21 protein-coding genes are annotated in these 22,929 nt (G+C 68.8%); 8 read left to right on the forward strand and 13 right to left on the reverse strand.

The genetic code is table 11. The annotated features are described in order from the left end of the window. Positions 1-140: 140 nt before the first annotated feature. The gene (locus DS837_RS27480; protein ID WP_149167635.1) at positions 141-806 is read left to right on the forward strand and encodes an ATP-dependent Clp protease proteolytic subunit; all 666 of its coding nucleotides are present in this window, start codon (positions 141-143) and stop codon (positions 804-806) included. A 27-nt stretch (positions 807-833) separates the two neighbouring features. Here DS837_RS27480 and DS837_RS27485 read toward each other — a convergent pair whose 3' ends face one another. Together DS837_RS27485 and DS837_RS27490 are read right to left on the reverse strand one after the other, a co-directional pair. Next, positions 834-2,015 carry an aminotransferase gene (locus tag DS837_RS27485; protein WP_149167636.1) on the reverse strand — a complete coding sequence of 394 codons (1,182 nt, stop codon included), beginning with the start codon at positions 2,013-2,015 and terminating at the stop codon, positions 834-836. 127 nt (positions 2,016-2,142) lie between these two features. After that, entirely contained in the window at positions 2,143-3,375 is a 1,233-nt protein-coding gene (locus tag DS837_RS27490) for a diaminopropionate ammonia-lyase (protein WP_149167637.1), read from the reverse strand. Positions 3,376-3,561: 186 nt separating this feature from the next. On the opposite strand from DS837_RS27490, the gene DS837_RS27495 reads away from it, so the two are divergent. Then, entirely contained in the window at positions 3,562-3,843 is a 282-nt protein-coding gene (locus DS837_RS27495) for a DUF2312 domain-containing protein (RefSeq protein WP_014240219.1), read from the forward strand. A 106-nt stretch (positions 3,844-3,949) separates the two neighbouring features. Here the strand turns inward: DS837_RS27495 and fliN are convergent, their stop codons facing one another. Then, on the reverse strand, positions 3,950-4,252 hold the full coding sequence (fliN, locus tag DS837_RS27500) for a flagellar motor switch protein FliN (RefSeq protein WP_014240218.1): 303 nt from the start codon (positions 4,250-4,252) through the stop codon (positions 3,950-3,952). Positions 4,253-4,449: 197 nt separating this feature from the next. Here fliN and DS837_RS27505 point away from each other — a divergent pair, with 197 nt between their 5' ends. After that, positions 4,450-5,292 (forward strand): sulfurtransferase, encoded by an 843-nt coding sequence (locus DS837_RS27505; protein WP_149167638.1) that lies wholly within the window; start codon positions 4,450-4,452, stop codon positions 5,290-5,292. Positions 5,293-5,295: 3 nt separating this feature from the next. Here DS837_RS27505 and murJ read toward each other — a convergent pair whose 3' ends face one another. Further along, positions 5,296-6,846 carry a murein biosynthesis integral membrane protein MurJ gene (gene murJ / locus DS837_RS27510; protein ID WP_149167639.1) on the reverse strand — a complete coding sequence of 517 codons (1,551 nt, stop codon included), beginning with the start codon at positions 6,844-6,846 and terminating at the stop codon, positions 5,296-5,298. Between the two features lie 172 nt (positions 6,847-7,018). Between murJ and DS837_RS27515 the strand changes: the two genes are divergently transcribed. Continuing rightward, the gene (locus DS837_RS27515) at positions 7,019-7,798 is read left to right on the forward strand and encodes an alpha/beta fold hydrolase (RefSeq protein WP_149167640.1); all 780 of its coding nucleotides are present in this window, start codon (positions 7,019-7,021) and stop codon (positions 7,796-7,798) included. A 73-nt stretch (positions 7,799-7,871) separates the two neighbouring features. On the opposite strand, the gene DS837_RS27520 is transcribed toward DS837_RS27515, so the two are convergent. Next, positions 7,872-9,290, reverse strand: coding sequence for a hypothetical protein (locus DS837_RS27520; protein WP_149167641.1), 1,419 nt, complete (start codon positions 9,288-9,290; stop codon positions 7,872-7,874). Positions 9,291-9,500: 210 nt separating this feature from the next. Here DS837_RS27520 and DS837_RS27525 point away from each other — a divergent pair, with 210 nt between their 5' ends. Beyond that, complete coding sequence (locus DS837_RS27525; protein WP_149167642.1) at positions 9,501-10,226, forward strand: hypothetical protein; 726 nt, start codon at positions 9,501-9,503, stop codon at positions 10,224-10,226. Positions 10,227-10,556: 330 nt separating this feature from the next. Next, positions 10,557-10,916: a response regulator gene (locus DS837_RS27530; RefSeq protein ID WP_247888330.1), complete on the forward strand. Its 360-nt coding sequence runs from the start codon at positions 10,557-10,559 to the stop codon at positions 10,914-10,916. 100 nt (positions 10,917-11,016) lie between these two features. Here the strand turns inward: DS837_RS27530 and DS837_RS27535 are convergent, their stop codons facing one another. Then, the gene (locus tag DS837_RS27535) at positions 11,017-12,378 is read right to left on the reverse strand and encodes an HlyD family type I secretion periplasmic adaptor subunit (protein WP_149167644.1); all 1,362 of its coding nucleotides are present in this window, start codon (positions 12,376-12,378) and stop codon (positions 11,017-11,019) included. A gap of 70 nt (positions 12,379-12,448) precedes the next feature. Continuing rightward, positions 12,449-14,185 (reverse strand): type I secretion system permease/ATPase, encoded by a 1,737-nt coding sequence (locus DS837_RS27540; protein ID WP_345772130.1) that lies wholly within the window; start codon positions 14,183-14,185, stop codon positions 12,449-12,451. Between the two features lie 198 nt (positions 14,186-14,383). On the opposite strand from DS837_RS27540, the gene hutH reads away from it, so the two are divergent. Together hutH and DS837_RS27550 are read left to right on the forward strand one after the other, a co-directional pair. Next, positions 14,384-15,910 carry a histidine ammonia-lyase gene (gene hutH / locus DS837_RS27545; protein ID WP_149167646.1) on the forward strand — a complete coding sequence of 509 codons (1,527 nt, stop codon included), beginning with the start codon at positions 14,384-14,386 and terminating at the stop codon, positions 15,908-15,910. 109 nt (positions 15,911-16,019) lie between these two features. After that, complete coding sequence (locus DS837_RS27550) at positions 16,020-16,550, forward strand: peroxiredoxin (protein ID WP_149167647.1); 531 nt, start codon at positions 16,020-16,022, stop codon at positions 16,548-16,550. A 19-nt stretch (positions 16,551-16,569) separates the two neighbouring features. Here the strand turns inward: DS837_RS27550 and DS837_RS27555 are convergent, their stop codons facing one another. The 6 genes from DS837_RS27555 to DS837_RS27580 form a co-directional block, all read right to left on the reverse strand. Further along, positions 16,570-16,794 (reverse strand): DUF2061 domain-containing protein, encoded by a 225-nt coding sequence (locus DS837_RS27555; RefSeq protein WP_149167648.1) that lies wholly within the window; start codon positions 16,792-16,794, stop codon positions 16,570-16,572. A gap of 107 nt (positions 16,795-16,901) precedes the next feature. Further along, positions 16,902-17,693 (reverse strand): rhomboid family intramembrane serine protease, encoded by a 792-nt coding sequence (locus DS837_RS27560; RefSeq protein ID WP_247890163.1) that lies wholly within the window; start codon positions 17,691-17,693, stop codon positions 16,902-16,904. Between the two features lie 158 nt (positions 17,694-17,851). Continuing rightward, positions 17,852-19,789 carry an ATP-dependent zinc metalloprotease FtsH gene (ftsH, locus tag DS837_RS27565; protein ID WP_145625819.1) on the reverse strand — a complete coding sequence of 646 codons (1,938 nt, stop codon included), beginning with the start codon at positions 19,787-19,789 and terminating at the stop codon, positions 17,852-17,854. Positions 19,790-19,873: 84 nt separating this feature from the next. After that, positions 19,874-21,235, reverse strand: a complete 1,362-nt coding sequence (tilS, locus tag DS837_RS27570; protein ID WP_247890164.1) for a tRNA lysidine(34) synthetase TilS — start codon at positions 21,233-21,235, stop codon at positions 19,874-19,876. An 8-nt stretch (positions 21,236-21,243) separates the two neighbouring features. After that, the gene (ybgF, locus tag DS837_RS27575; RefSeq protein WP_149167649.1) at positions 21,244-22,146 is read right to left on the reverse strand and encodes a tol-pal system protein YbgF; all 903 of its coding nucleotides are present in this window, start codon (positions 22,144-22,146) and stop codon (positions 21,244-21,246) included. A 221-nt stretch (positions 22,147-22,367) separates the two neighbouring features. Further along, positions 22,368-22,929, reverse strand: a 562-nt coding sequence (locus DS837_RS27580) for a phosphopyruvate hydratase family protein (protein WP_486599241.1), incomplete at its 5' end; no start/stop codon positions are given.

A 22,929-nucleotide genomic window follows, 5' to 3' on the forward strand; every position in this document is an offset into this window, starting at 1 on the left:
TTTCACCATTCACAGTCCGAACGATCGCCTTCCTCCATAAACAGCCTGCGGCGAGGGTCGTTGCACCTTTGGGCAGGCTTGTCGTTAACCATCACGCAAGCATTTCCCGGCACCCTCCTTCCCAGAGCAAGGAGGTTTCGATGCCGGTTCGCGCGACTGCACGCATGATGGTTCTGGGGCTGCTGCTGGCCGTCGGCTCGTCTGGGGCCGCGACCGCCGACAGCTTGTCGGTGAACCGTCCGAACCCGGCGCCGCCGCCCGTCGCCTCCGACTTCCCCGACGCCACGCTGGTCCGCGTCGATCAGATGGATTCCACCACGCTGCGGCTGGACGGAATCATCACGCCGGCCGTGGAGCAGCGCTTCTCCGACGCGCTGCGCAGCGTGCCGGCCGGCCAGCCGGTGGTGGTCGAACTGTCCAGCCCCGGCGGCTTCACGACCGCGGGCTACCGCATGATCGACCTGATGCTGGCGGAGCGGCAGGCGGGGCGCTCCGTCGCCACCCGCGTGGCCGGCGGGCAGTCCTGCGAGAGCATGTGCGTCGGCCTCTATCTGGCCGGCTACCCGCGCTACGCCGCGCCGACCGCGGAGTTCATGGTGCATGCGCCGCGTCTGGCGGAGAACGGCCGCATGACGCTGCGCTCCACCGACCAGATGGTGAAGCGTCTGGTCGCGCTGGGCGCCGCCCCCGCCTGGATCGAGCGGGTGCGGGCCGCCGGCGGCTTCTCCGGCAGCCTCGACTACCGCGACAACGCCGACCATCTGGCGGCGGTGGGCGCCAACATCGTCACCCACCTGATCCGCTGACGTCTTTTACGCTTCGCTTTTCACGCTTTACGCTTCGCTTTCCTTGAGGCGCCGCGCGATCTCCGGCATGACCGCCGCATTGACGTTGGCGAAGGCGAAGCGCAGGTAATCGTCCTGGCCGGGACCGAACATGGAACCGGGCAGGCACAGGATGTTGTGATCGCGGGCCAGCCCCTCGGCCACCTCGTGGGCGCGCTTGCCGGCGAAGGGATGCCGGACATAGGCGAAATAGGCCCCGATGCTGGCGATGCGGTAACCGGTGCCGCTGGCCTCCATCGCCGATTGGAAGGCATGGACGCGGGCCAGGATGTCGCCGCGCTTCTCCGCCACCCAGCCGTCCAGATTCTCCAGCCCGAACAACGCCGCCTTCTGTCCGACATGCGGGGCGCAGATGGCGAGGCAGTCCATCACCTTGCGCGCCTGGGACAGCAGGCCGGCGTCGGCGATCACCGCGCCCACCCGGTAGCCGGCGAGGCTGTAGACCTTGGAGAAGCTGTAGAGCTGGACCAGCGTGCGCCGCCAGCCGGGCCGCTGGAACAACCCGTGCGGCGCCCGCCCCTCCCAGTCCGGAAAGTCGCGGTAGGTCTCGTCGAGCAGCAGCTTCACGCCGCGCCGCTCGCACAGTTCGTACAGAGCGGCGATGGCGTCGGGCGAGGCGATGGCGCCGGTCGGGTTGTTGGGAGAGATCAGCACCAGCGCGCGGGTGCCGGCGTCGATCAGCCGCTCGGCCTCCGCCGGGTCGGGGATCAGCCCGTTCTCCTCGCGCAGCGCCAGCGGCCGGGCCTCAATGCCCAGCATATCCAGCGTCATCTTGTGGTTGAAGTACCAGGGGGCGGGCAGGATCACGTTGTCGCCGGCCCGCGCCAGCCCCATCACCGCCACCGCGAAGGCCTGGTTGCAGCCGGCGGTGATCAGCACCTCGCTCGCAGTGACGTCCGCTCCGTAGAGCGATCCGGTGCGCCGGGCCAGCGCCGCGGTCAGCGGCGGGATGCCGTCGATGGCGGTGTAGCGCGCCGTGTCGGGCGCCCGCACCTGCTCGGCCAGATGGGCGGTCAGCGCGTCGGCGGGCGGGTAGCCGGGCACCGCCTGACAGAGGTCGATCAGCGGCTTGTCCGCCGGAAAGCTGCGGCCTTCCACCCAGCGCCACGCCTCGGCGATGGGCGGGGCCTCGGTGGCGGCGACGAGCGGGTTGACGTCTCTGCGGTCCATTCCCTGATGTCCAGTCTGCGAGGTCCGATTTTTATGGGGCGCCATGGTGGACCGCCCCGCCGGGCTCGCGCAAGGGACCAGCGCGGGAAGACCACGCATGGCAGGCCCAGCGGGGGCAAAGCAGGGATCAGGCGCCGTTCAGCACCGCGTCCGGCTTGCGGCCAACCAGGGACTCATAGACCTCGGGGTCGGTCGCCCCTTCCGATCCGAAGACCAGCACGCGGGCGTCCGGGGCGAGGCCCAGGCTGGTGCGGGTTGCCAGGTCCGCCGCGGCGCAGAGCAGGCCGGCCAGACCGGCCACGCCGGACTCCCCGCCCACGATGGGCCGCCCCCCATACCGCGCCTCGGCCAGCAGGCGCATCGTCGCCACCGCCGCGTCGTCGGGGATGGTCAGGAAATCATCGGCCCCGCGCTCCAGGATCGCCCAGGCCAGCAGGGACACCTCCCCGCAGGCGAGGCCGGCCATCAGCGTCTCCAGATCACCCTTGGAGGGTGTCGGACGGCCGCTGACGGCGCTCTGGTACAGGCAGTCGGCGGCGTGCGGCTCCACCACCACGAAGCGCGGGCGCTGGCGGCCCCAGCTTTCCCACAGATGGCCGCAGACGGCGGCGGGCAAGGCCCCCACCCCGCCCTGCACGAAGACGTGGGTCGGGCGCTCGCTGGCCGGAAGCTGGCCGATGGCCTCCTCCACCATCACGGTGTAGCCCTGCATAACGTCGCGGGGGATGTCCATGTAGCCGGTGTAGGAGGTGTCGGAGACGACGTGCCGGCCATGCTCCCGCGCGTCCGCCGCGGCCTGCCGCACCGCGTCGTCGTAATTGCCGGCCACGCGGACGACGCGGGCGTCGAAGGACTCGATCGCCTGCTGCCGCCCCTGCGAGCAGTTGCCGGGAATGTAGATGACGCAGCCGCAGCCGAACACCTGCGCGCCCCAGGCGACGGAGCGGCCATGGTTGCCGTCGGTCGCCGTGGTCACCGTGATGCCGCGGGTCACCTTGGCGTAGCGCCCGACCACCAGATCCAGCGCGGTCACCGGAACGCCGGGCACGCGGGCCTGCACCTCGCGCACCAGAAGGCGCAGCACGGCGTAGGCGCCGCCCAGCGCCTTGAAGCTGTGCAGGTTGAAGCGGCTGCTCTCGTCCTTGTACCAGATGCGGTCGATGCCGACGGCGCGGGCCAGCCCGCTCAGCGAGCGCAACGGGGTCGGGGCGTAGCCCGGCCAGGCGCCGATCTCGCTCATCGCATCCTGGAAGGCGGCGCGGCTCAGGATCGCCCGTTCGGAAGGTCCGTAGGGGTGGTCCGTGTCGGCGCGCGGATTCGAGAAGAGACGCGGGGTGCCAAGCGGCGGCAGGTCGGACATCGTGTTCGCTCTCCAGACCGCAGGGACGGCCGCAGCCACGAAAGCATTGCCGGCCACGCCGCGTCAAGCCACGCGCGTTGTCCCCGGACAAAGCGCCGCGAGCTGTGCTAACAGCGCCTCCCCCCGCGGCCCGGCCAAGGTGCCGAAGGCGGTGGGGTCCCCGTTCCTGAAGGAGATGGTACCGTCGTGACGACCGGTTTCAACACCACCGCCGCCGACCAATTGAAGCAGTTCGCCGACCGCATGGAGCGGTTGATGGACGAGATCGACGGCCTGAAGGCCGACCTGAAGGACCTGCGCAGCGAGGTCAAATCCGCCGGCTTCAACATCAAGGCGCTCGACAAGCTGGTCGCCATCCGCCGCAAGGACGCCGGCGAGCAGGAAGCCGAGCTGCTGAACGACCTGATGCTCTACGCCCACGCCACCGGAACGCCGCTGGACATCGTGGTTCCCGAGCCGGCTGAATGATGCCGTAAGGATCGTTGCGAAGCCGCATCATGATTGTTCCGGGAGCGCAACGTAACGTTTCGCTTCCGGAACATGTCGTTGCGCAAGCGCATCAAAGCGCCGAAAGCTAGCGCTTCCACTCGCGGCTGGATTTTACGAAGTCGGTCAGGGTGACGCCGATCTTGTCGTCCACGATGACCACCTCGCCGCGGGCGACGAGCACGCCCTCCACATAGACGTCGGTCGGGTCCTTCAGGTGCCGGTCCAGTTCCACGACGGCGCCGCGGCCGAGCTTCAGAAGGTCGCGGACGCGCAGCATGGCGGTGCCGATGACCACCTTGATCTCGACCGGCGCGTCGCCGATGGCGAAGGCGTCGCTGCTCATGTCGTCGGACGAGCCGGCGCCCAGCAGATCGTCGATGTTGGCCATGCCGCACTCCTTCACCCCGGGTCACCGGACCCTTCCAACCGACTAGAGTTACCGCACCGGGCGCGCCGGGGCAACGGCGACCGTCGCGACGCCCTGCGACAAGGATGGGAAACAACAGCGCAGATTTGGTTTTCCTGCGCCGCCTTGTGTTTGATACCCTGACTTCCCGATGTGAAACCAGCCGCGAAGGCAGAGCCATGACGACCGATTCCCAACGCCCGCTGGTGGACAGCGCCTGGCTGAAAAGCGCCCTCAACCGCTCGGACCTCGTGGTTCTGGACGTGCGCACGCCGCCGGCTGGCGGCTTCGTCCCCGGTTCGATCCATTCCGACTACGCCAAGGCCGGCTGGCGGGCGACGGTGGACGGCGCTCCGGGTCTGCTGCCCGACGCTGCTTTTCTGGAAGAGCTGATCGGCGGGTTGGGAATCGGCAACGGGGACCACGTCGTGCTGGTCGCCAGTGGCCTGAGCGCCGCCGACATGGGGAACGCGACGCGCGTCTATTGGACCTTCAGGACACTCGGCCATGACCGCGTGTCCGTGCTGGACGGCGGCTTCGCCGCCTGGAGCGACGCCGGCAATCCCGTCGTCACGGCCGCCGCGATCCGCCCCGCCGCCACCTTCACCGCGTCCCCCCGCGAGGACTTGCGCGCCCCCCTGCCCGTGGTCACAGAAGCGGTGGCCGGCGGCTCCGTCCCGCTGCTGGATTCCCGCTCCGCCGAGCAGTTCGAGGGCAGGGCCAAGAGCCCGCAGGCCCGCGTTCCGGGCACGCTGCCGGGAGCGGTGCTGATCGAGAACGGCGCCTTCTACTCCGCCGCCGAGAAGCGCTTCCTCCCCGCCGACGCGGTGAAGGCTCTGGCGGATCAAGCCGGGACGGGCGACGCGACGATCACCTTCTGCAACACCGGCCACCTCGCTTCGGTGTCCTGGTTCGCGCTGAGCGAGGTGGCGGGGATCGACGGGGTCCGCCTCTATGACGGGTCGATGTCAGAATGGACCGCCGACCCGGCCCGCCCCGTCAAGAACGGGCCGGCGGCGTAGTCCTCAAACGCTCTTGCGGCGCCGGCGGAACCGACCGAGGTCCGACCGGCGCAGCAGGCCCAGCGCGACCGCCAGCACCGCATAGACCAGCAGCCCGGCAAGGCCGAGCAGCACCAGACCGCCCAGCCGCTCGAACAGGCTGTGGGCGGTCAGCCAGGACGACAGCTGGGTCTGCACCAGCCACAGCGTGCCGCCCATGGCCAACGCCGCGATGGCCATGCGCGGCAGATTGCGCCGCAGCCGGGCGTCGGCCTGGAACAGCCCGCGCCGGGTCAGCAGCCACGCCAGCAGCCCGGCGTTGACCCAGGCGGCGACGGAGGTCGCCACCGCCAGCCCGACCTGGGCCAGCGGCCCCATCAGCGCCAGCTTCAGCGCCACGTTGACCGCCGTCGCGGCCAGCGCCACCCGCACCGGGGTCGCCGTGTCCTGCCGGGCGTAGAAGCCGTTGACGAGGCTGCGGATCACCACGAAGGCCGGCAGCCCAAACGCGTAGGCCTGCAGGGTGGCGGCGGACTGCGCCGCGTCGGTCGGGCCGAAGGCACCGTGCTGGAACAGCACCGACACGATGGGCAGGCCGGCGACCAGGAAGGCGGCGGCGGCCGGCAGGGTCAGCACCAGCGACAGCTCCACCGCCCGGTTCTGGCTCTCCACCGCGCCCGGCTCGTCCCCGCCCTTGATGCGCCGGGCCATTTCCGGAAGCAGAACGGTCCCCACAGCAATCCCGATGACGCCGAGCGGCAGTTGGTTCAGCCGGTCCGCGTAATAGAGGTAGGACACCGCCCCGGTGGGCAGCAGCGAGGCGATCAGCGTGTCCACGAACAGGTTGATCTGCGTCAGGCCCGACCCCAGCGCTGCCGGCCCCAACACCGTCAGGAACCGCTTCACGTCGGGCGTCAGGCGCGGCAAGGACAGCCGCAGCCCCATCCCGGCCCGGCTCGCCTCCCAGTACAGATAGAGGAACTGCGCCAATCCCGCGGCGAAGACGCCCCAGGACAGGGCGTGGCCGACCGTGGGCATCAGCGGGGCGGCCAGCACCATCGCCGCGATCAGGCACAGGTTGAGCAGGATCGGCGCCGCCGCCGCCGCCCCGAACCGCCCCATGCTGTTCAGAACGCCGGCCAGCAGCGATTCCAGCGAGATGAACAGCAGGTACGGGAAGGTGATGCTGGTGAACAGGACGGCCAGCCGGAACTTCTCCGGCTCGTCGGAGAAGCCGGGCGCGAAGACCGTCATGAACTGCGGCATGATCGCCAGGATGCCGGCCAGGAACAGCAGTTGCACCACCAGCAGCAGGCTCATCACCTCCTCGGCGAAGCGCTTGGCGGCGGCCTGCCCGTCTTGCACCAGCTTGGCGGAGAACAGCGGCACGAAGGCCGAGTTGAAGGCCCCCTCGGCGAACAGGGCGCGGAAATGGTTGGGCAGCCGGAACGCCACGAAGAAGGCGTCGGCCACCGGCCCGGCGCCGAGCAGCGCTGCGGTCAGAACGTCGCGCAGGAAGCCAAGGACGCGGCTGACCAGCGTCAGCCCGCCGACGGACAGGATGTTGCGGAGCACGGTGCGTACGGGTCCTCTGATGGGCGGCGCCATCCTAGCGTTTTCCCCGCCCGCGTCACCCCTTTCGGCATGCCGGCCCGTGTGGAATTTGAAGGCGGTGGGCGGAAACGGTCTGCTAGGATCGCCGCCCACCCATTGTCCCATCCCCCACCTTCAGACAATCGGAACGTCCATGGCCCAGGGTCTTCCCCTCACCTATCTGGAAGCCGGCGAAGCGAACGGCGGCACCCCCCTGCTGGTCCTGCACGGCCTGTTCGGGTCGGCGCGCAACTGGCAGACCCTGGCGAAGCGCTTCGCCGAGCGGCACCGGGTCTACGCGCTGGACCTGCGCAACCATGGCGGCGCCCCCTGGTCGGACGAGATGACCTACCCGGCGATGGCCGCGGACGTGCTCCGCTTCCTCGACGACCGCGGCTTCGCGCGGGCGTCGGTGGTCGGCCACTCCATGGGCGGCAAGGTGGCGATGACGCTGGCGCTGACCCATCCCGACCGCGTGGAGCGACTGGCCGTGGCCGACATCGCGCCGGTCGCCTACACCCACACCCACGCCCCCTTCGTGGCGGCGATGAAGCAGGCCAAGCTGGAAGGCTGCACCCGCCGGTCGGAGGTCGAGGCGCAGTTGGTCGATGCGGTGCCGGAAGCCCCCCTGCGCTCCTTCCTGCTGCAGAATCTCGTTCTGGAGCAAGGGTCGTTTCACTGGCGGATCAACCTTGACGCCATCGGCGCCCGCATGAGCGACCTGATCGGCTTCCCGGATCTGGGCGACGCCCGATACGACGGCCCCACCCTGTTCATCGGCGGCACCCGGTCCGACTACATCGTGCCGGACAACCACGCGGCCATCCGCCGCCATTTCCCCAAGGCCGCCATCGAAATGATCGAGGGCGCGGGCCACTGGCTCCACGCCGAACGCCCGCAGGAGTTCGCGGCGCTGGTCGAAGCCTTCGCGTAATTTCTCCGTTCGACAAAAAGAAACGGGGGCCGTGAAGGCCCCCGTTCCCGCATGCTGGCGATGCGTCGTCCGCTCAGAGCGCGCCCTGACGGGCGCCGGTCTTGCCGGCCGGGCCGGTGGACTGGTTGAAGGCGTCGCGCAGATAGGGCGACAGCGCCTGCCGCATCGTGCGCAGCCACTCGTGGATGATGATCAGCGAGCGGGAGGCGACCGGCGGGGTCATGCCCAGCTTCACCAGATCCTCGCGGGTCATCTGCGCCACCTCGTCGATGCGGTGACCGGTCAGGCGCGCCCAAGCCGGGGCCGTGCAGGGCGCCATGGAGATGACCTCCACGCCCTCGCGCTCGACCATCTCCGCCTTCCGGCGGGCGTACTGGCTGTCATCGAGCTGCGAGAAGGGACCGGAGAAGCCGTTCTCGACCAGGACGCGCTTGGCCTTCGGGGCGATGGTGGCGATGCGCTCCAGCGTGTTCATGCCGGTGGAGAGCGAGGCCAGATCGACGGTGACCGGCACCATGAAGGTCAGCCGCTCGCCCTCGCCGACATAGTAGTCGAAGCCCGACACCTCGGCCCAGTTGAAGAACCACTGGGAGATGTTGCCGCCGAAGTCGAAGAGGCGGCCGCCGCGCTGCAGTTCCGGACCGATCTGGTCCCAGAACTCGTAGAAGCCGTCGCCCGAGCCCATCATGTTCATGAAGTCCTGGGTGATGCGGCGGTGCTCCACCACTTCCGGACCGAACAGGCGGTTCAGGCGCTCGTTCACCTCATATTCGACGACCTTGAGCTGAAGGCCTTCGAGCATGGCGGTCGCCATCAGGTGATGGGACAGCAGCGTCTTGCCGACGCCACCGCGGTCGTTGAGAACGAAGATGGTGCCCAGCATGCGATCGCCTTTCCAGGGTCTGTTCGTTGTTAAATCTTGAGGTTTTAAAACGTGAAGGTCCGGCGCCTGGGGAATCGGAACCGGCTCGTCCAGAGAATCGGCGGGTTCCGCGAGGGACGTCACCGACAGCGCCGGAGCGGCCGGAGCGGGGTCCGGCGAGATTTCCTGTTCGGGAACCGGTTCCGGACCGGCATCCGGTTCAGGCTCCGAAGTGGGAACGAGTCCCGCTTCCGGATCAGTGGCCGCATCCTCAGTGGCGTCCGGCTCGGCATCGCTCGGCTGTCCGGCGGCGAGAGCGGCGCGGTGCACTGCGTCCAGCGTTTCGCGCGGGGTCATGCCGCCCTCGTCCTGCCCGTCCTCGCCACCGTCGCGCCCTTCGTTCCCCACGAGGAAGAAAGCGGAGCGCAGCGTGACGGGCGAGATCGGCTGGTTGTCGCGGGCGGTGACGCCCAGCTTTGCCAGCACATCGGAGATTTCCGCCCAGGACAGGCCGCGCTCGCGCATCAGGCCGATGTCGGCGTAGCTTTCGCGAACGGCCTGCATGGCCGAGCGGTTTCCAGTCGGACGGTCGGCAAGAAGCCGTTCCAGTTCCGCGCGATCAATCGACACCGTGGGTACCCGGCATGCGTGGTTCTGGGGAGGGGTGGGTAGGATTTGTGATACCGCAGGATTCCGTTCCCCCCGGTGCGGAAAAAATAGTACAAGCGATTGGGGTGCGCAAACGGTTTCCAACCATGTTCAACCGCATTAAACCTGTGACACGGCAACCTTCCTTGGTCTCCGGCAGGATTGCAGGATAGGGCCCGGCGTTTGGCGAAGATGCCCTATGATTTCCGATCGCAGGATCAGCGGACCGCCGACTCCGGGCGGACGCCGGGGACGCCCATCGGCTTCCACGAACTGCGCCAAGCCTGCGAGATTTCGGCCCTTCGGGAGGATCTGGAGCGCGTCCTCCAGGACACCGGCGCCCTGCGCGACAGCATCGAGGACGCGGTGGAGCAGGTGCGCCAGCGCTTCGCCGCCCTGACGGCGGAGGAGTTGGCGAACTCCGAGACGATGGCACCGCTGCTCCAGTTTGCCGTCTCCACCCTGCTGACCATCCGCGACGAGGCGCGGCGCATCAACACCCAGACCGGCCCGGTGGACGATGACGACCGCCCCACGCGGACCGTCTCCGACCCGCGCCCCCAGCCGTCCACCGGGACTCCGGCAGCACCGCCGTCCGTCACGCAGCCCCCCTCCCCCCAGACCGCGCCCCAAACCTACGCGCCGCCGCCGTCCGACGAGCCGGCCCCGTCCTTCGCCTCCGAACCGGAGCGCGTGGAGACGTCCCCGCCGCCGGCTCCGGCGCCCGTTCTGTCGCCGTTCGTGCCGCGCGCCCCGGCCCCGGCCCCGCAGCGCCCGGCGGCACCGGACCCCGCTCCCGACGCGCCCCCGGCTCCCTCCTGGCTCTCGCCTCTGTCCGGGCGCAAGGGCAGCCCCGGAGTCAATGGCGGCGCTCCGCGCAGCGGCAACGTGGACTGGCTGAGCCGGCCCAAACGCTGACGTCCTCCTTCGCTCCTCCCTTTCGCGCCCCCCTTCGCACCATTGTTGCGGGAAGGTCGCACCCCGTCCGAACGCACCCACGTCACACCGATTTTCCTTGAACTCCGAAATGGGTGCGGCTACCACTTTATTTGGTAAATGAATCTTTACCAATAACACCTGCGGCGACGCATGGGGGTGGTCATGGCACGGGATGATGTGGACACGCTGGCACGACCGTCGCCCCGCCTGGAATGGCGGCACCGCTGTGGCCCGGCCGCCCAGGCTGACCGGAGAAATTCCCCTCGGCACGACACTCCGGCAGCGATCCGGCCCCTGCGGTTGCTGATCGTGGAGGATGAATCCCTGGCCGCCGAGGCGGTGGGGATGGCCGCCATGGACCTCGGCCACATCGTCTGCGGCACCGCCCGCACCGAGGAGGAGGCGGTGGCCATCGCTGGACGCGAGCGACCCGACGTGGCGCTGATGGACGTGCGGCTGGCCGGCGGCGACGGGATCGAAGCGGCGCGGCGTCTGCGCGCCAACTACGGCATCCGCTCCATTTTCCTGTCCGGCTACGCAAACCACGCCATCATGGCCCGCATCACCGAGACCTACCCGCTGGGCGTGGTCAACAAGCCCTACTCGCTGGCCCAATTGAAGCTGGCGCTGGACCTCGCAGCGCGGCGCCTGCACGGCCCGCGCGGCTGATGGCGTTCTGCTTCGCCAAACAAGAAAGGGCGGCCTCCCCCGTGGGAAGCCGCCCTTTTCTTTCAACCATCGCGGAGCGTGACGCTCCCTACCCCGGCCGTTACTCCTGGATGAACGCCTTCACGTAGGAGTGCGACAGCGGCTGCACCAGATAGTCGAGCGGGGTGCGGGCGGACAGCAGGATGCGCGCCTCCACCGGCATGCCCGGCTTGATCGTCAGATTGTGGACCTGATGGGAATCGCTGTCCTTCAGCTTGATCCGCGCGATGTAGGATTCCTGCCTAGTGATCGGGTCCATCACGCGGTCGGCCGAGACGTAGGTCACCGTGCCGTCCAGCGAGCCGACGACGCGGCTGTCATAGGCGGTCAACTGCACCTTCACCGGCAGATCGACGGTCAGCGACTTGATGTCCTTCGGCTGGACCTTCACCTCGGCCAGCAGGGCGCGGTCGTCCGGAATGATGTCCAGGATCGGCTCGTTGGCGGTGATCGTGCCGCCGGCGGCCCAATGGCTGTGCATCACGACCGTCCCGGCGTCCGGAGCCTTGATCGCGCGGGTCTCCAGCCGGTTGGCAGCGTCGCGAATCTGCTCGGCGAGGCGGATGACGTCGCCGCGGGACTTCTCCAGATCGACCAGCACCTTTTCGCGGAAGTCGTTGCGGCGGCGCAGAAGCTCGCCCTCGGCGTCCACGGCGGCCTGGTTGGCCTGGGCGACGCGAGCCTCCAGCTCGCGGTCGCGGCCCTTGAGCTGCGCCTCTTCCTTCTGCTGCTCGACCAGCTTGGTGCGGGTGGCGTTGCCGCGGGACAGCAGGCCCTGGGTGATGACCAGATCGTCCTCGATCAGCTGGATCTCGCGGGCCAGGAACTTGCGCTGCTCCTGAAGGCTCTTGCCCTCCTCGCGCAGCGTGACGACGCGCTCCTTGGTCAGCTTGGCCTCGGTATCGAGCTGGTTGCGGCGGACCTGGAACAGGGTTTCCTGGTTGCCCATCAGCTTCTCCACCATGCGGTCGGTGCCGCGGCGGCGCAGCAGTTCCTCCGGCCATTCGATGGCGGGCTGCTCGAACAGTTCGGCGGTCAGCCGCGCTTCCAGCGCCTGGGTTTCCAGCCAGGAGGTGCTGAGCACCTGGAGCCGGGTCGCCGCCTCCGTGCTGTCCAGCCGCATCAGGACCTGACCGGCCTTCACCGTGTCGCCTTCCTTGACGAGGATCTCCTCGATCTGGGCGGTCTCGGTGTGCTTCACGATCTTGCGGCCGGTCTCCGGGGCCAGCGCGCCGGAGGCCATGACGGCGCTGTGAAGCGGGGCGAGCGCGGCCCAGGCGGTCATCCCGCCGAAGCCCACCGCCAGCACCATGAAGCCGCCGGCAAGAAGCCCGCTGACCCGGGTGTCGGGAACCAGCGCGCGCAGCGCGCCGATCGACGTCATGGTCTTCGTCTTGTAGGTGTTCATGGTGGTGTCGGTCATCACAGAAGGTCCTTAATCGCCGGAAGTCGCCCGGAACTTATGCTGGGGTACTGGTCTGGAGGTTCCGGCGTCAGCCGGCGGCGCTCTGCACCGGCGCCGGGCCGATGTTGCGCAGGCGGCTCCAGTTCGGACCCTGCTGCTCCTGCTGGCGTTGCGGCAGTTCGACCGCCATGCCGTTCTTCAGAACGAAGGTCTTGTCGGAGATGTCGACGAAGGCCGGGGAATGGGTCAGCACGATGGTGGTGACGCCGCTGTTCTTGGCCTCGACGATGAACTCGCGCACCGCCTTGTGGCCGATCTCGTCCATGCCGGCCGACGGCTCGTCGAGAACCATCAGCGACGGGCGGCCGTAGCCGGCGCGGGCCAGGGCGATCAGGCGGGCCGAGGCGCCGGTGATCGGGAACAGCGGGTCGGTCACTTCGGTCTCATAGCCGCCGGGCAGGCTCTCGACCCAGGAATGGATGCCGGCGCGCTTGGCGGCGTCCTCGACCTTCTCCCGCGTCGTCTCGGTGAAGCGGGCGATGTTCTCGGCGATGGTGCCGGGGAGCAGATCGGCGCCCTGCGCCATGTAGCCGATGCCCTGCTCCGGGGTTTCCGGGTTCAGCGAGGCGACGGCCAGACCACCCAGCCGAACGGTGCCCGCCGACGGCATCGCCACACCGGCCAGCAGACGGGCCAGGACCGACTTGCCGGAGCGGTTGGGACCGGCGATGCACACCGTCTGGCCCGGCTCCACGGCCAGCGTGACGCTGCGCAGGATCGGCTTCTGGTCGCGGGGGGAGACGAACAGCAGGTTCTCGACGGTCAGGCGCTCGCGCTCCACCGGGATCGTCGGGCGCTCCGGCTCCAGCGACAGGCGCTTCAGCAGCGGGGACAGGCGGCGGAAGGCCTGGTAGGACTTCTGGATCTGCGCCCAGGCGCCGGCGCTCTGCTCGACCGGGGCGAGGGCGCGGCCGACCAGCATGGAGGTGGCGATCATGCCGCCGAAGGACAGGTGCTGCTCGATCACCAGCAGGGCGCCGACGCCGGTCACCGCGATCTGGATGACCATGCGGACCCACTTGGTGAAGGCGCCGATGGCGGCGGCGCGCTCGGTCGAGCGGCCCTGCAGGGCGGAGGTGGTCATGGCGTCGCGGGCCACGGTGTCCAACGCGCTCGGCCCCATGCGCAGGCCGCGCACCGTTTCCGACCGCGACAGCAGGGAGTCGAACAGGCGCTGCGAGCGGCTGGCCGGGGCCTTGCTGTCCTCGGCGAAGTGGCGGACCGCCCAGTTGCTCAGATAGCCCAGCGCCGTCATGATGACCATCGCGGCGACCAGGATCACGGCGAGCAGCGGGTGGATCAGGTAGATGCCGATGACGTACAGGGGCACCCAGGGCAGATCCATCAGGGCCGGCAGCGACGGGCGGCTCATCGCGCCCTTGACCTCCATGAGGTCGCTGACCGGGGCGGTATCCGGACGGCCGCGGCCCGAGGCGTCCAGCACGTCGGCGGTCAGCCGGCGGCGCCAGGTGACCTCCAGCGCGTTGCCCGCGCGGGCCAGGATGCGCGCCCGCACCGTTTCCATGGCGGCGCTCAACGTCAGGGCCATGACGACGATGACCGTGAGCATGACCAGCGTATCGATGTTGCCGGACGGAATGGCCCGGCTAAAGACTTGAAGGGAATAAAGTGGCATCGCCAACATCAGGAGATTGATGGTGGCGCTGAAGACAAATGCACCAACGAGTACCCGGGTGAAGTAACGTCCCCCGTGAGCCATATCTTTATTGGTCTTTTCAGACCCGCGAGAAAACAGGCGAGGCATTTATAGCCCTCCAATTGTCACCGTTTGCGGCAGTGCCCACTGGATGCAGGCGAGGTCAGTTGGCGCGTTTTTGGTAAATGAAATCTGAAGATTGAGGGACATCACAGGAATGCCACTGAAAACCACCCCCTTTGCGCAGGCGACAACGGCTCCTCATGTGAAGGAATGCCCCGATCGCCCCGCCGGAAGGAACGCCCCATGACCGACACGCTGACCATCGACCCCGGCCATCTGGCCCTGCCCGACCTGCGCCGCATCCTGCGCGACCCGCCCGTCCTGGCCCTGACGCCCAGCTGCCGCGCGGCCATCGAGGCCTCGGCCCGCACGGTCGCGGAGGCGGCGGGCGGGGAGCGCGCGGTCTATGGCGTGAACACCGGCTTCGGCCTGCTGGCGAAGAAGCGCATTCCCCCGGATCAGGTGCGCGAGTTGCAACGCCGGCTGGTCCTGTCGCACAGCGCCGGCACCGGGCCGGACCTGCCGCCGGGCGTGGTGCGGCTGATCCTGGCGCTGAAGGTCAACGCGCTGGCGCGCGGCCATTCCGGCGTGCGCATGGTGGTGATCGAGGCGCTGCTGGCCCTCTTCAACCGCGGCGTCCTGCCGGTGGTGCCGGCCAAGGGGTCGGTGGGGGCGTCCGGCGATCTGGCGCCGCTGGCCCATCTGACCGGCGTGCTGATCGGCGAGGGGGAGGCCGACGTGGACGGCGAGCGGCTGCCCGCCGCCGCGGCGCTGGCCCGCGCCGGGCTGGCGCCTCTGGTACTGGAGGCCAAGGAAGGCTTGGCCCTGCTGAACGGCACGCAGGTCTCCACTGCGCTCGGGCTGGCCGGGCTGGTCGCGGCGGAGGACGGCTTCGCCGCCGCCCTGGTCGCCGGGGCGCTCAGCGTCGATGCCGCCCTCGGCAGCGACGGCCCGTTCGACGCGCGCATCCACGACCTGCGCGGCCAGCCGGGCCAGCGGGACGTGGCCGCCGTCTACCGCTCCCTCCTCCAGGGCAGCGGCATCCGCGATTCCCACCGCGAGGGGCACGAGACGGTGCAGGACCCCTACAGCCTGCGCTGCCAGCCGCAGGTGATGGGGGCGGTGCTCGACCATCTGCGCTTCGCCGCGGGCGTGCTGGAGCGCGAGGCCAACGCCGTCTCCGACAACCCGCTGGTCTTCCCGGACAGTGGCGACATCCTGTCGGGTGGCAACTTCCACGCCGAGCCGGTGGCGCTGGCCGCCGACGTGCTGGCCCTCTCCATCGCCGAGACGGGGGCGCTGTCGGAGCGGCGGATCGCGCTGCTGATGGACACCCACCTGTCGGGCCTGCCGCCCTTCCTGGTGGCCGACGGCGGGTTGAACAGCGGCTTCATGATCGCCCAGGTCACCGCGGCGGCGCTGGCCAGCGAGAACAAGCAGATGGCCCACCCGGCCAGCGTGGACAGCCTGCCCACCTCCGCCAACCAGGAGGACCATGTGAGCATGGCGACCCACGCCGCCCGCCGCCTGTCGGACATGGCCGACAACTTGGCGGGGATCGTGGCGGTGGAACTGCTGGCCGCGGCCCAGGGGGTGGACCTGCGGGCGCCGCTGGCCTCCTCCCCCGCGCTGGAGCGCGCCCGGGCGCTGCTGCGCGCCCGCGTGGCGGTGTGGACGGAGGATCGCGCGATGGCTCCGGACATCGCGGCGGCGAAGCGGTTGGTGACGGAGGGGGCCTTCCGCCCCTTTGCGGCGGACGTCCTGCCCTGATGCTGAGACAAGACCGCGCAGGCAGCTCCGCCCGGTTTTCGTCAATCCGTTGAAGGGCTAAGCTCAGGCCATCCCACACCAACCGCTTCACTTCGATCCGGAGACCATCATGGAAGGCCGCAAAGTCCCCTCGGTCGTGTTCAAGACCCGCGTACGCGACGAAAGCGTCGGCGGCCCAAACCCGTTCCGCTGGCAGGACGTCAACAGCGACGAGCTGTTCGCCGGCAAGCGCGTCGTCCTCTTTTCCCTGCCCGGCGCCTTTACCCCAACCTGCTCCAACCAGCAGGTGCCGACCTATGACGCGCTCTATCCGGAGTTCCGCGACCTGGGCGTGGACGAGGTCTATTGCCTCAGCGTCAACGACGCCTTCGTGATGTTCCAGTGGGGCAAGCATCTCGGCGTGAAGAACGTCAAGCTGATCCCCGACGGCTCGGGCCACTTCACCCGCCGTATGGGCATGCTGATCAACAAGGACCATGTCGGCTTCGGCATGCGGAGCTGGCGCTACGCCATGGTGGTGACCGACGGCGTGATCGAGAAGCTGTTCGAGGAGCCGGGCATCAACGACGCCGGCGAGGGCGGCGATCCCTACGGCGAATCCGCTCCGGAAGCGGTGCTGGCCTACCTGCGGACGCGCTGAGGCTCTCAAATCGCTCCTCTCAGGCCGGAACGGCGGCCCCCGCCGCCGGCTCCGCCTCGACCGCCTGCGCCTTGCGGCGTTCATGGGCCGCCCAGGCCCGCTCGTGCAGGTGATAGGCCACCGTGTTGCACAGCGGCTCCACCAGCGCCAGCGCACCACCCACCGCAATGCTGCCGGTCATCAGATAGCCGACCGTGAAGGCCACCGTGAAGTGAATGCAGGCGAAGCTGAAGGTCTTGGTCATCGCGGAACTCCCGAACACCGCCGTTTCTGTTCAGCCTCAGCATGCGTGTCGGACGGCGACAGGTCCAATCGAATGATCCAACCAGACCGATAGATAAAACCTATCATTCATCGAAACGGACGGCGGCGGTCGCCGGCCTCCGGCACGCTGCCGCGGCGCAACCGGGTGCCCGGCGGAACGACCGCGAAGGGGCGGCTGTGCGGCGGTTCCAGCAACCGCACCTCGGGCCGCTTGAAGAAGGGGATCAGCGCCGCCCCCATGAGGAACCCGCCGACATGCGCCCAAAAGGCCACCCCGCCGCTGTCGTCGGAGGTCGGGGTGGTGACCCCGCTCAGGATCTGTCCAAGGAACCAGAAGCCCAGCACCAGCACCGCGGGGACGCTGATGACGCGCACGATGATGATGAACCAGAAGAAGACGCCGACATTGGCCCGCGGGTGCAGCACCAGATAGGCGCCGAGCACCCCGCCGATGGCCCCGCTCGCCCCGACCATGGGGACTTCGGACGTTGGGGCGGCGAAGCTCTGGGCCAACGCCGCCGCCGTCCCGCACAGCAGGTAGAAGACCACGAATCGGCCCCGTCCCATGCTGTCCTCGACGTTGTTGCCGAAGATCCAGAGGTACAGCATGTTGCCGGCGATGTGCAGGAAGCCGCCATGCATGAACATGGAGGTGACGACCGACATCCAGGGCGGAACAACCCGCAACGGCTCCGGCAGGTCCGCATAGCCGAACAGCACCGCCGGAACGAGGCCGAAGGAATAGACGGCAAGGTTCCCGGCGCGCGCGCCCAGCGAGAGCTGCCACAGGAACACCATCACGCACAGCGCGATCAGCGCCATCGTGACGACCGGCGTCCGCCGCGTCGGGTTGTCGTCGTAGATGGGCAGGAACAGCATCGGCGGCGCTTTCGGTTGAGACAACCCTGTTCAGTACGATGGCCCTGCCCCTTGGTTCCGCCAAGACGTACGGCGCGCGCGTACAGCCGCAAGCGGGCAAAGAAAAACCGGCGCCCCTTACGGAGCGCCGGTTTCGCTGAACAAGACTGTGGTACGGATCAGGTGCCTTGAGGCTCCGGATCCATCCCGCCGCTCTCCTTGGTGGTCGGCACCGAGGGGCGGCGGCCCGAGGTCGGGGTCGGCTGCTTCGGCGGAGCCGGGGAGAAGCCTTCGCGCTCGTCGTTGCGGATCAGCGGCTCGCCGCGCAGCAGGCGGGCGATGTCCTCGCCGCTCAGGGTCTCATACTCCAGCAGGCCCTTGGCGATGGTGTGGAGCTGGTCGATGTTCTCCGTCAGGATGCGGCGGGCCTCGCCGTACGCCTCGTCGACGATCCGGCGGATTTCCTCGTCCACCGTGCGCGCCGTGGCGTCGGACATGTTCTTGTGCTGGGTGACGGAGTGGCCGAGGAAGACCTCCTGCGTCGGTTCGCCGTAGAGCAGCGGGCCCAGCTTGTCGCTCATGCCCCATTCGGTGACCATGCGGCGCGACATGTCGGTCGCCATCTTGATGTCGCCCGACGCGCCGGTGGTCACGCGGTCCCTGCCGAAGATCAGCTCTTCCGCGATGCGGCCGCCCATGGCGACGCGCAGGTCGGCGTGCAGCTTGGCCTGGGACAGCGAGATGCGGTCGCCTTCCGGCAGGCGCATCACCATGCCGAGCGCGCGACCGCGCGGGATGATGGTGGCCTTGTGCACCGGATCGCTGTCCGGCTGGTGGATGGCGACGATGGCGTGACCGGCCTCGTGATAGGCGGTCAGCTTCTTCTCGTCCTCGGTCATGACCATGGAGCGGCGTTCCGCGCCCATCATGACCTTGTCCTTGGCGGCCTCGAACTCGGCCATGCCGACGACGCGCTTGCCGATGCGGGCGGCGAGCAACGCGGCCTCGTTGACGAGGTTGGCGAGGTCGGCGCCCGAGAAGCCCGGGGTGCCGCGCGCGATGACCTTGGCGTCGACGTCCGGGGACAGCGGCACCTTGCGCATGTGGACCTTGAGGATCTTCTCGCGGCCCAGCACGTCGGGGTTCGGCACGACGACCTGACGGTCGAAGCGGCCCGGACGCAGCAGCGCGGGGTCGAGCACGTCGGGACGGTTGGTCGCGGCGATGAGGATGACGCCCTCGTTCGCCTCGAAGCCGTCCATCTCGACCAGCAGCTGGTTCAGGGTCTGCTCGCGCTCGTCGTTGCCGCCGCCCAGGCCGGCGCCACGATGGCGGCCCACGGCGTCGATTTCGTCGATGAAGATGATGCAGGGGGCGTTCTTCTTGCCCTGCTCGAACATGTCGCGGACGCGGCTGGCGCCGACGCCGACGAACATCTCGACGAAGTCGGAGCCGGAGATGGTGAAGAAGGGCACGTTGGCTTCACCCGCCACGGCGCGCGCGGTCAGGGTCTTGCCGGTGCCCGGCGGGCCGACGAGCAGAACGCCCTTCGGGATCTTGCCGCCCAGACGCTGGAACTTCTGCGGGTCCTTCAGGAACTCGACGATTTCCGCCAGCTCCTGCTTGGCCTCGTCGATGCCGGCGACGTCGTCGAAGGTGACCCGGCCGACCTTCTCCGTCAGCAGGCGCGCGCGGGACTTGCCAAAGCCCATGGCCTTGCCGCCGCCCGACTGCATCTGACGCATGAAGAAGATCCAGACGCCGATCAGCAGCAGCATCGGGAACCAGGACAGCAGGACGGAGAACAGCGACGGCACGTTGCTGTCGTCCGGAACGGCGCTGATGCGCACGTTCTTCTGCGTCAGCCGCTCGACCAGCCCGGCTTCGGGCGGGACGAAGGTGCTGAACGACCGGCCGTCGGTGAAATGGCCGGACACCTGGCTACCTTTGATGGTGACGTCGGCCACTTGGCCGCGGTCCACTTCGGCGAGAAGCTCGCTGAACGGAACCGTCGTCTGCGGGCTGCGCGTGGAGGAGCTCTGGAACAGGTTGAACAGGGCCACCAGAAGCAGCCCGATGATGATCCAGAGCGCGAGATTCTTGCCGAAATTGTTCACGTCGAAAGCCTTTCTGCGAACCCTGCGCGGAAAGGTAGGCCGATGCGGAGCCACCCCTCCCGGGCTTACGGGCACGTTCCCAGATTAAATAATGCCGACACGGTCCGAAACAACCGGAAAAGCTGGCCCCGCCAACACCACCCCGGGCGCGTGCAGGGCGACCGCCGAAAGAGGGAATCCGGGCCGCGAAAAGCCCAGATGCGGCACCGCCGCCAGCCCGTTCCCGTCCCACAGCGCCGGCAGCGTCTCGCGGACCGGTTCGGGCAGGCCGATGCGGCCCGAATCAGGGCCTGCGGACCGCACCGTTTGCCACCCCTCACGCCCCAATTTTGCCACGATGACCGCACCACCCGGCCCTGCCGCCAGCCGAACGGCGAATCGGCGATCCCACCAGACCTCTCCGCCGGGAGTAAGGTCCAGCCGTTCGGTCACCCCGACCGGCTCCCGCGCGATCACCAAATGCCCCCGCCCCATATGCCCCCGCCGCGGCACGATGCGGCAACCGCCCAGCGTGCGCCCTCGGAAGCGTCCCCCCGCGATTTCGGCGAACAGGCGCTCCGCCGCATCGTCCTTTGGCGGGTAGAGAGCGCCCCCCGTCGCGGCGATGCAGCGGACCAGCGCGCGAAGGCCAAGCTCCTCCGGCGCGTCCAGCAAAGGCTTGGGGTCCAGCCGCAGCCACCCCTCCGGATGAACCTCGGCGGCCTCGGCCAGCAGGGTGGCGGTCCCCGCCTCCAACGCGTTGCGGGCGCGGGCGGCCCGGCGCGCGAGGTCGGCCAGACGCGGTGGGTCCAGCCCCTCGGCGGCCAGCGCCTCCCTCGCCGCGCGCAGGCGGGCGCGGGCGAAGCGCGGGTTGCGGTTCGACGGGTCCTCGATCCACTCCTGGCCGAAGGCGCGGCAGGTCGCCACCAGCTGTTCGTGGGGCAGGTCCAGCAAGGGTCGGATCAGCCGGACCGCCCCCGCAGCGCGCACCGGCGCCATGCCGGCCAGCCCGTCGATGCCGGAACCGCGGGCGAAGCGCAGCAGCACCGTCTCGGCCTGATCGTCGCGGTGGTGGGCGAGTGCCAGATGAAGGATGCCCTCCTCGCGGCAGCGCTCGGCGAGCAGGCGGTGGCGCGCGGCGCGGGCCGCCTCCTGGATGCCGGTCGCCGGCTTCCCGCCGTCCCAGCGCAGACAGGCGTGGGCAATGCCCTGGGCCTGGAGCCAGCCGCACACCCGAGCGGCCTCCGCCGCGGATTCCGTACGCAGGCCATGATCGACGATCAGCGCGAGGACGTCGCCCCCCCGCTCCGCCGCCCAGTGTTGGAGGAGCAAAGCCAGTCCGAGGCTGTCCGCCCCGCCGGATACGCCCACGGCCACACGCGGCCTCGCCTCGAAGCCGCCCAGCCGGTCCATGCGGGCAGCGAACTCACCCGTGGAAATCGGCCCCACCGGGTCGGACGCGTTCACCACACCCGTCAGGCGCAGTTCAGGCGGCGGCGCTCGGTGTCGGCGCGCCGCTTCACACTGGCAGACGCCTCAGGGAACTTGTTGATCAACTGATTGAAGGCCGTGCAGGCGTCCTTCTTCTGGTTGAGCTGCTGCAGCGACATGCCGAGCTTCAACAGATTGTCCGCCGCCTTGTTGTTCTTCGGATACTTCTGCACGCCTTCGGCGAAGGCCACGGCGGCGTCCTGGAACTTGTTGCGGACGTAATAGGTCTCACCCAGCCAGTACTGGGCGTTGCCGGCGAGCTGGTGAGTCTTGTTCTTCGCCAGGAAGTCGCTGAAGGCCTTCTCCGCCTTGTCGTAGTCGGACTGGCGCAGCAGCTCGAAGGCGTGCTCGTACTGCTTTTCCGGGGTGGAGTTGGCGGGCAGCGGCGCCAGGGCGGCGGTCTGCTTCTCCGCCGGCTTGTCAGCTGTCTTCTCGGGTGCCTTGGCGCTGGAAGCTGCGGCCGGAGCCGCCGTGCTTGGCTTCGCCGGACCGCCGAACGGATCGCTGGCCGCCCCGCCGCCCTTGCTTTCCAGCTCCTTCAGGCGGAAATCGATGTCGCTGTTGACCCGCTCCAGTCGGTCCTTCATCTGCGAGATCTGATAGGTCGCCTCTTCGTAGCGCCCGGTCAGCTCCGACAGGGCGCGTTCCAACTTTTGCAGCCGCACCTCGAAATCGGCGGCCAGGGACGGCTGGATCTCGGCGGTCTGCCCCCGCGTGTAGGCGTTGCCCGGATAGGCCTGCGCCACCTCGACGCGCCCGCCAAGCGCCTCCACCCCCGACTCCAGCCGGTCCAGACGGTCCTGCAGCGAAGCCGTCTGCGCGAAGACGGAACCGCTGCACAGCAGGCCGCCGAGCAACAGGGCGGCGAAAGAAGTGGTCTTTGTCATGCGTCGAGGGTCCTGTCCGGGCGGGAAAAGCCGTCGTTAAGAGGGTGCCGGCCCAAGCGGGCGAAACTATGGCGGCTGTTTACCAGAAGCGCGTACGCCTTGCACGGTGGTGATTTGGAAATCTCCCGCGCACCGGGCGCAACCCAAAAAGAGAGCACAGAAAAAACCCCTTCCCGGTGTCCCGGAAAGGGGCTTTCCAATGCGGAACTCCCGAAGGCGCCTTACGCCTTGAGGATGCCGCGTCCGGCGAAGCGGGACGCCACGCCGAGCATCTCCTCGATGCGGATGAGCTGGTTGTACTTGGCCAGCCGGTCGGAGCGCGACAGCGAGCCGGTCTTGATCTGGCCGCAGTTGGTGGCGACCGCCAGATCGGCGATGGTGCTGTCCTCGGTCTCGCCCGAACGGTGCGACAGCACCGCCGTGTAGCCGGCCTTGTGCGCCATGTCGACGGCTTCCAGCGTCTCCGACAGCGTGCCGATCTGGTTGACCTTGACCAGGATCGAGTTGCCCACGCCCTTCTTGATGCCGTCCGCCAGACGCACCGGGTTGGTCACGAACAGGTCGTCGCCGACCAGCTGCACCTTGTTGCCGATGGCGTCGGTCAGAGCCTTCCAGCCCTCCCAGTCGTCCTCGGCCATGCCGTCCTCGATCGAGATGATCGGGTAGCGGCCGACCAGATCGGCCCAGTAGGCCACCATCTGCTCGGGCGCCAGCGACTTGCCCTCGCCGGCCAGTTCGTACTTCCCGTTCTTGAAGAACTCGGTCGAGGCGGCGTCGATCGCC

Origin of the sequence: Azospirillum brasilense, from assembly GCF_008365405.1 — a bacterium.
GTDB lineage: Bacteria > Pseudomonadota > Alphaproteobacteria > Azospirillales > Azospirillaceae > Azospirillum > Azospirillum brasilense_D.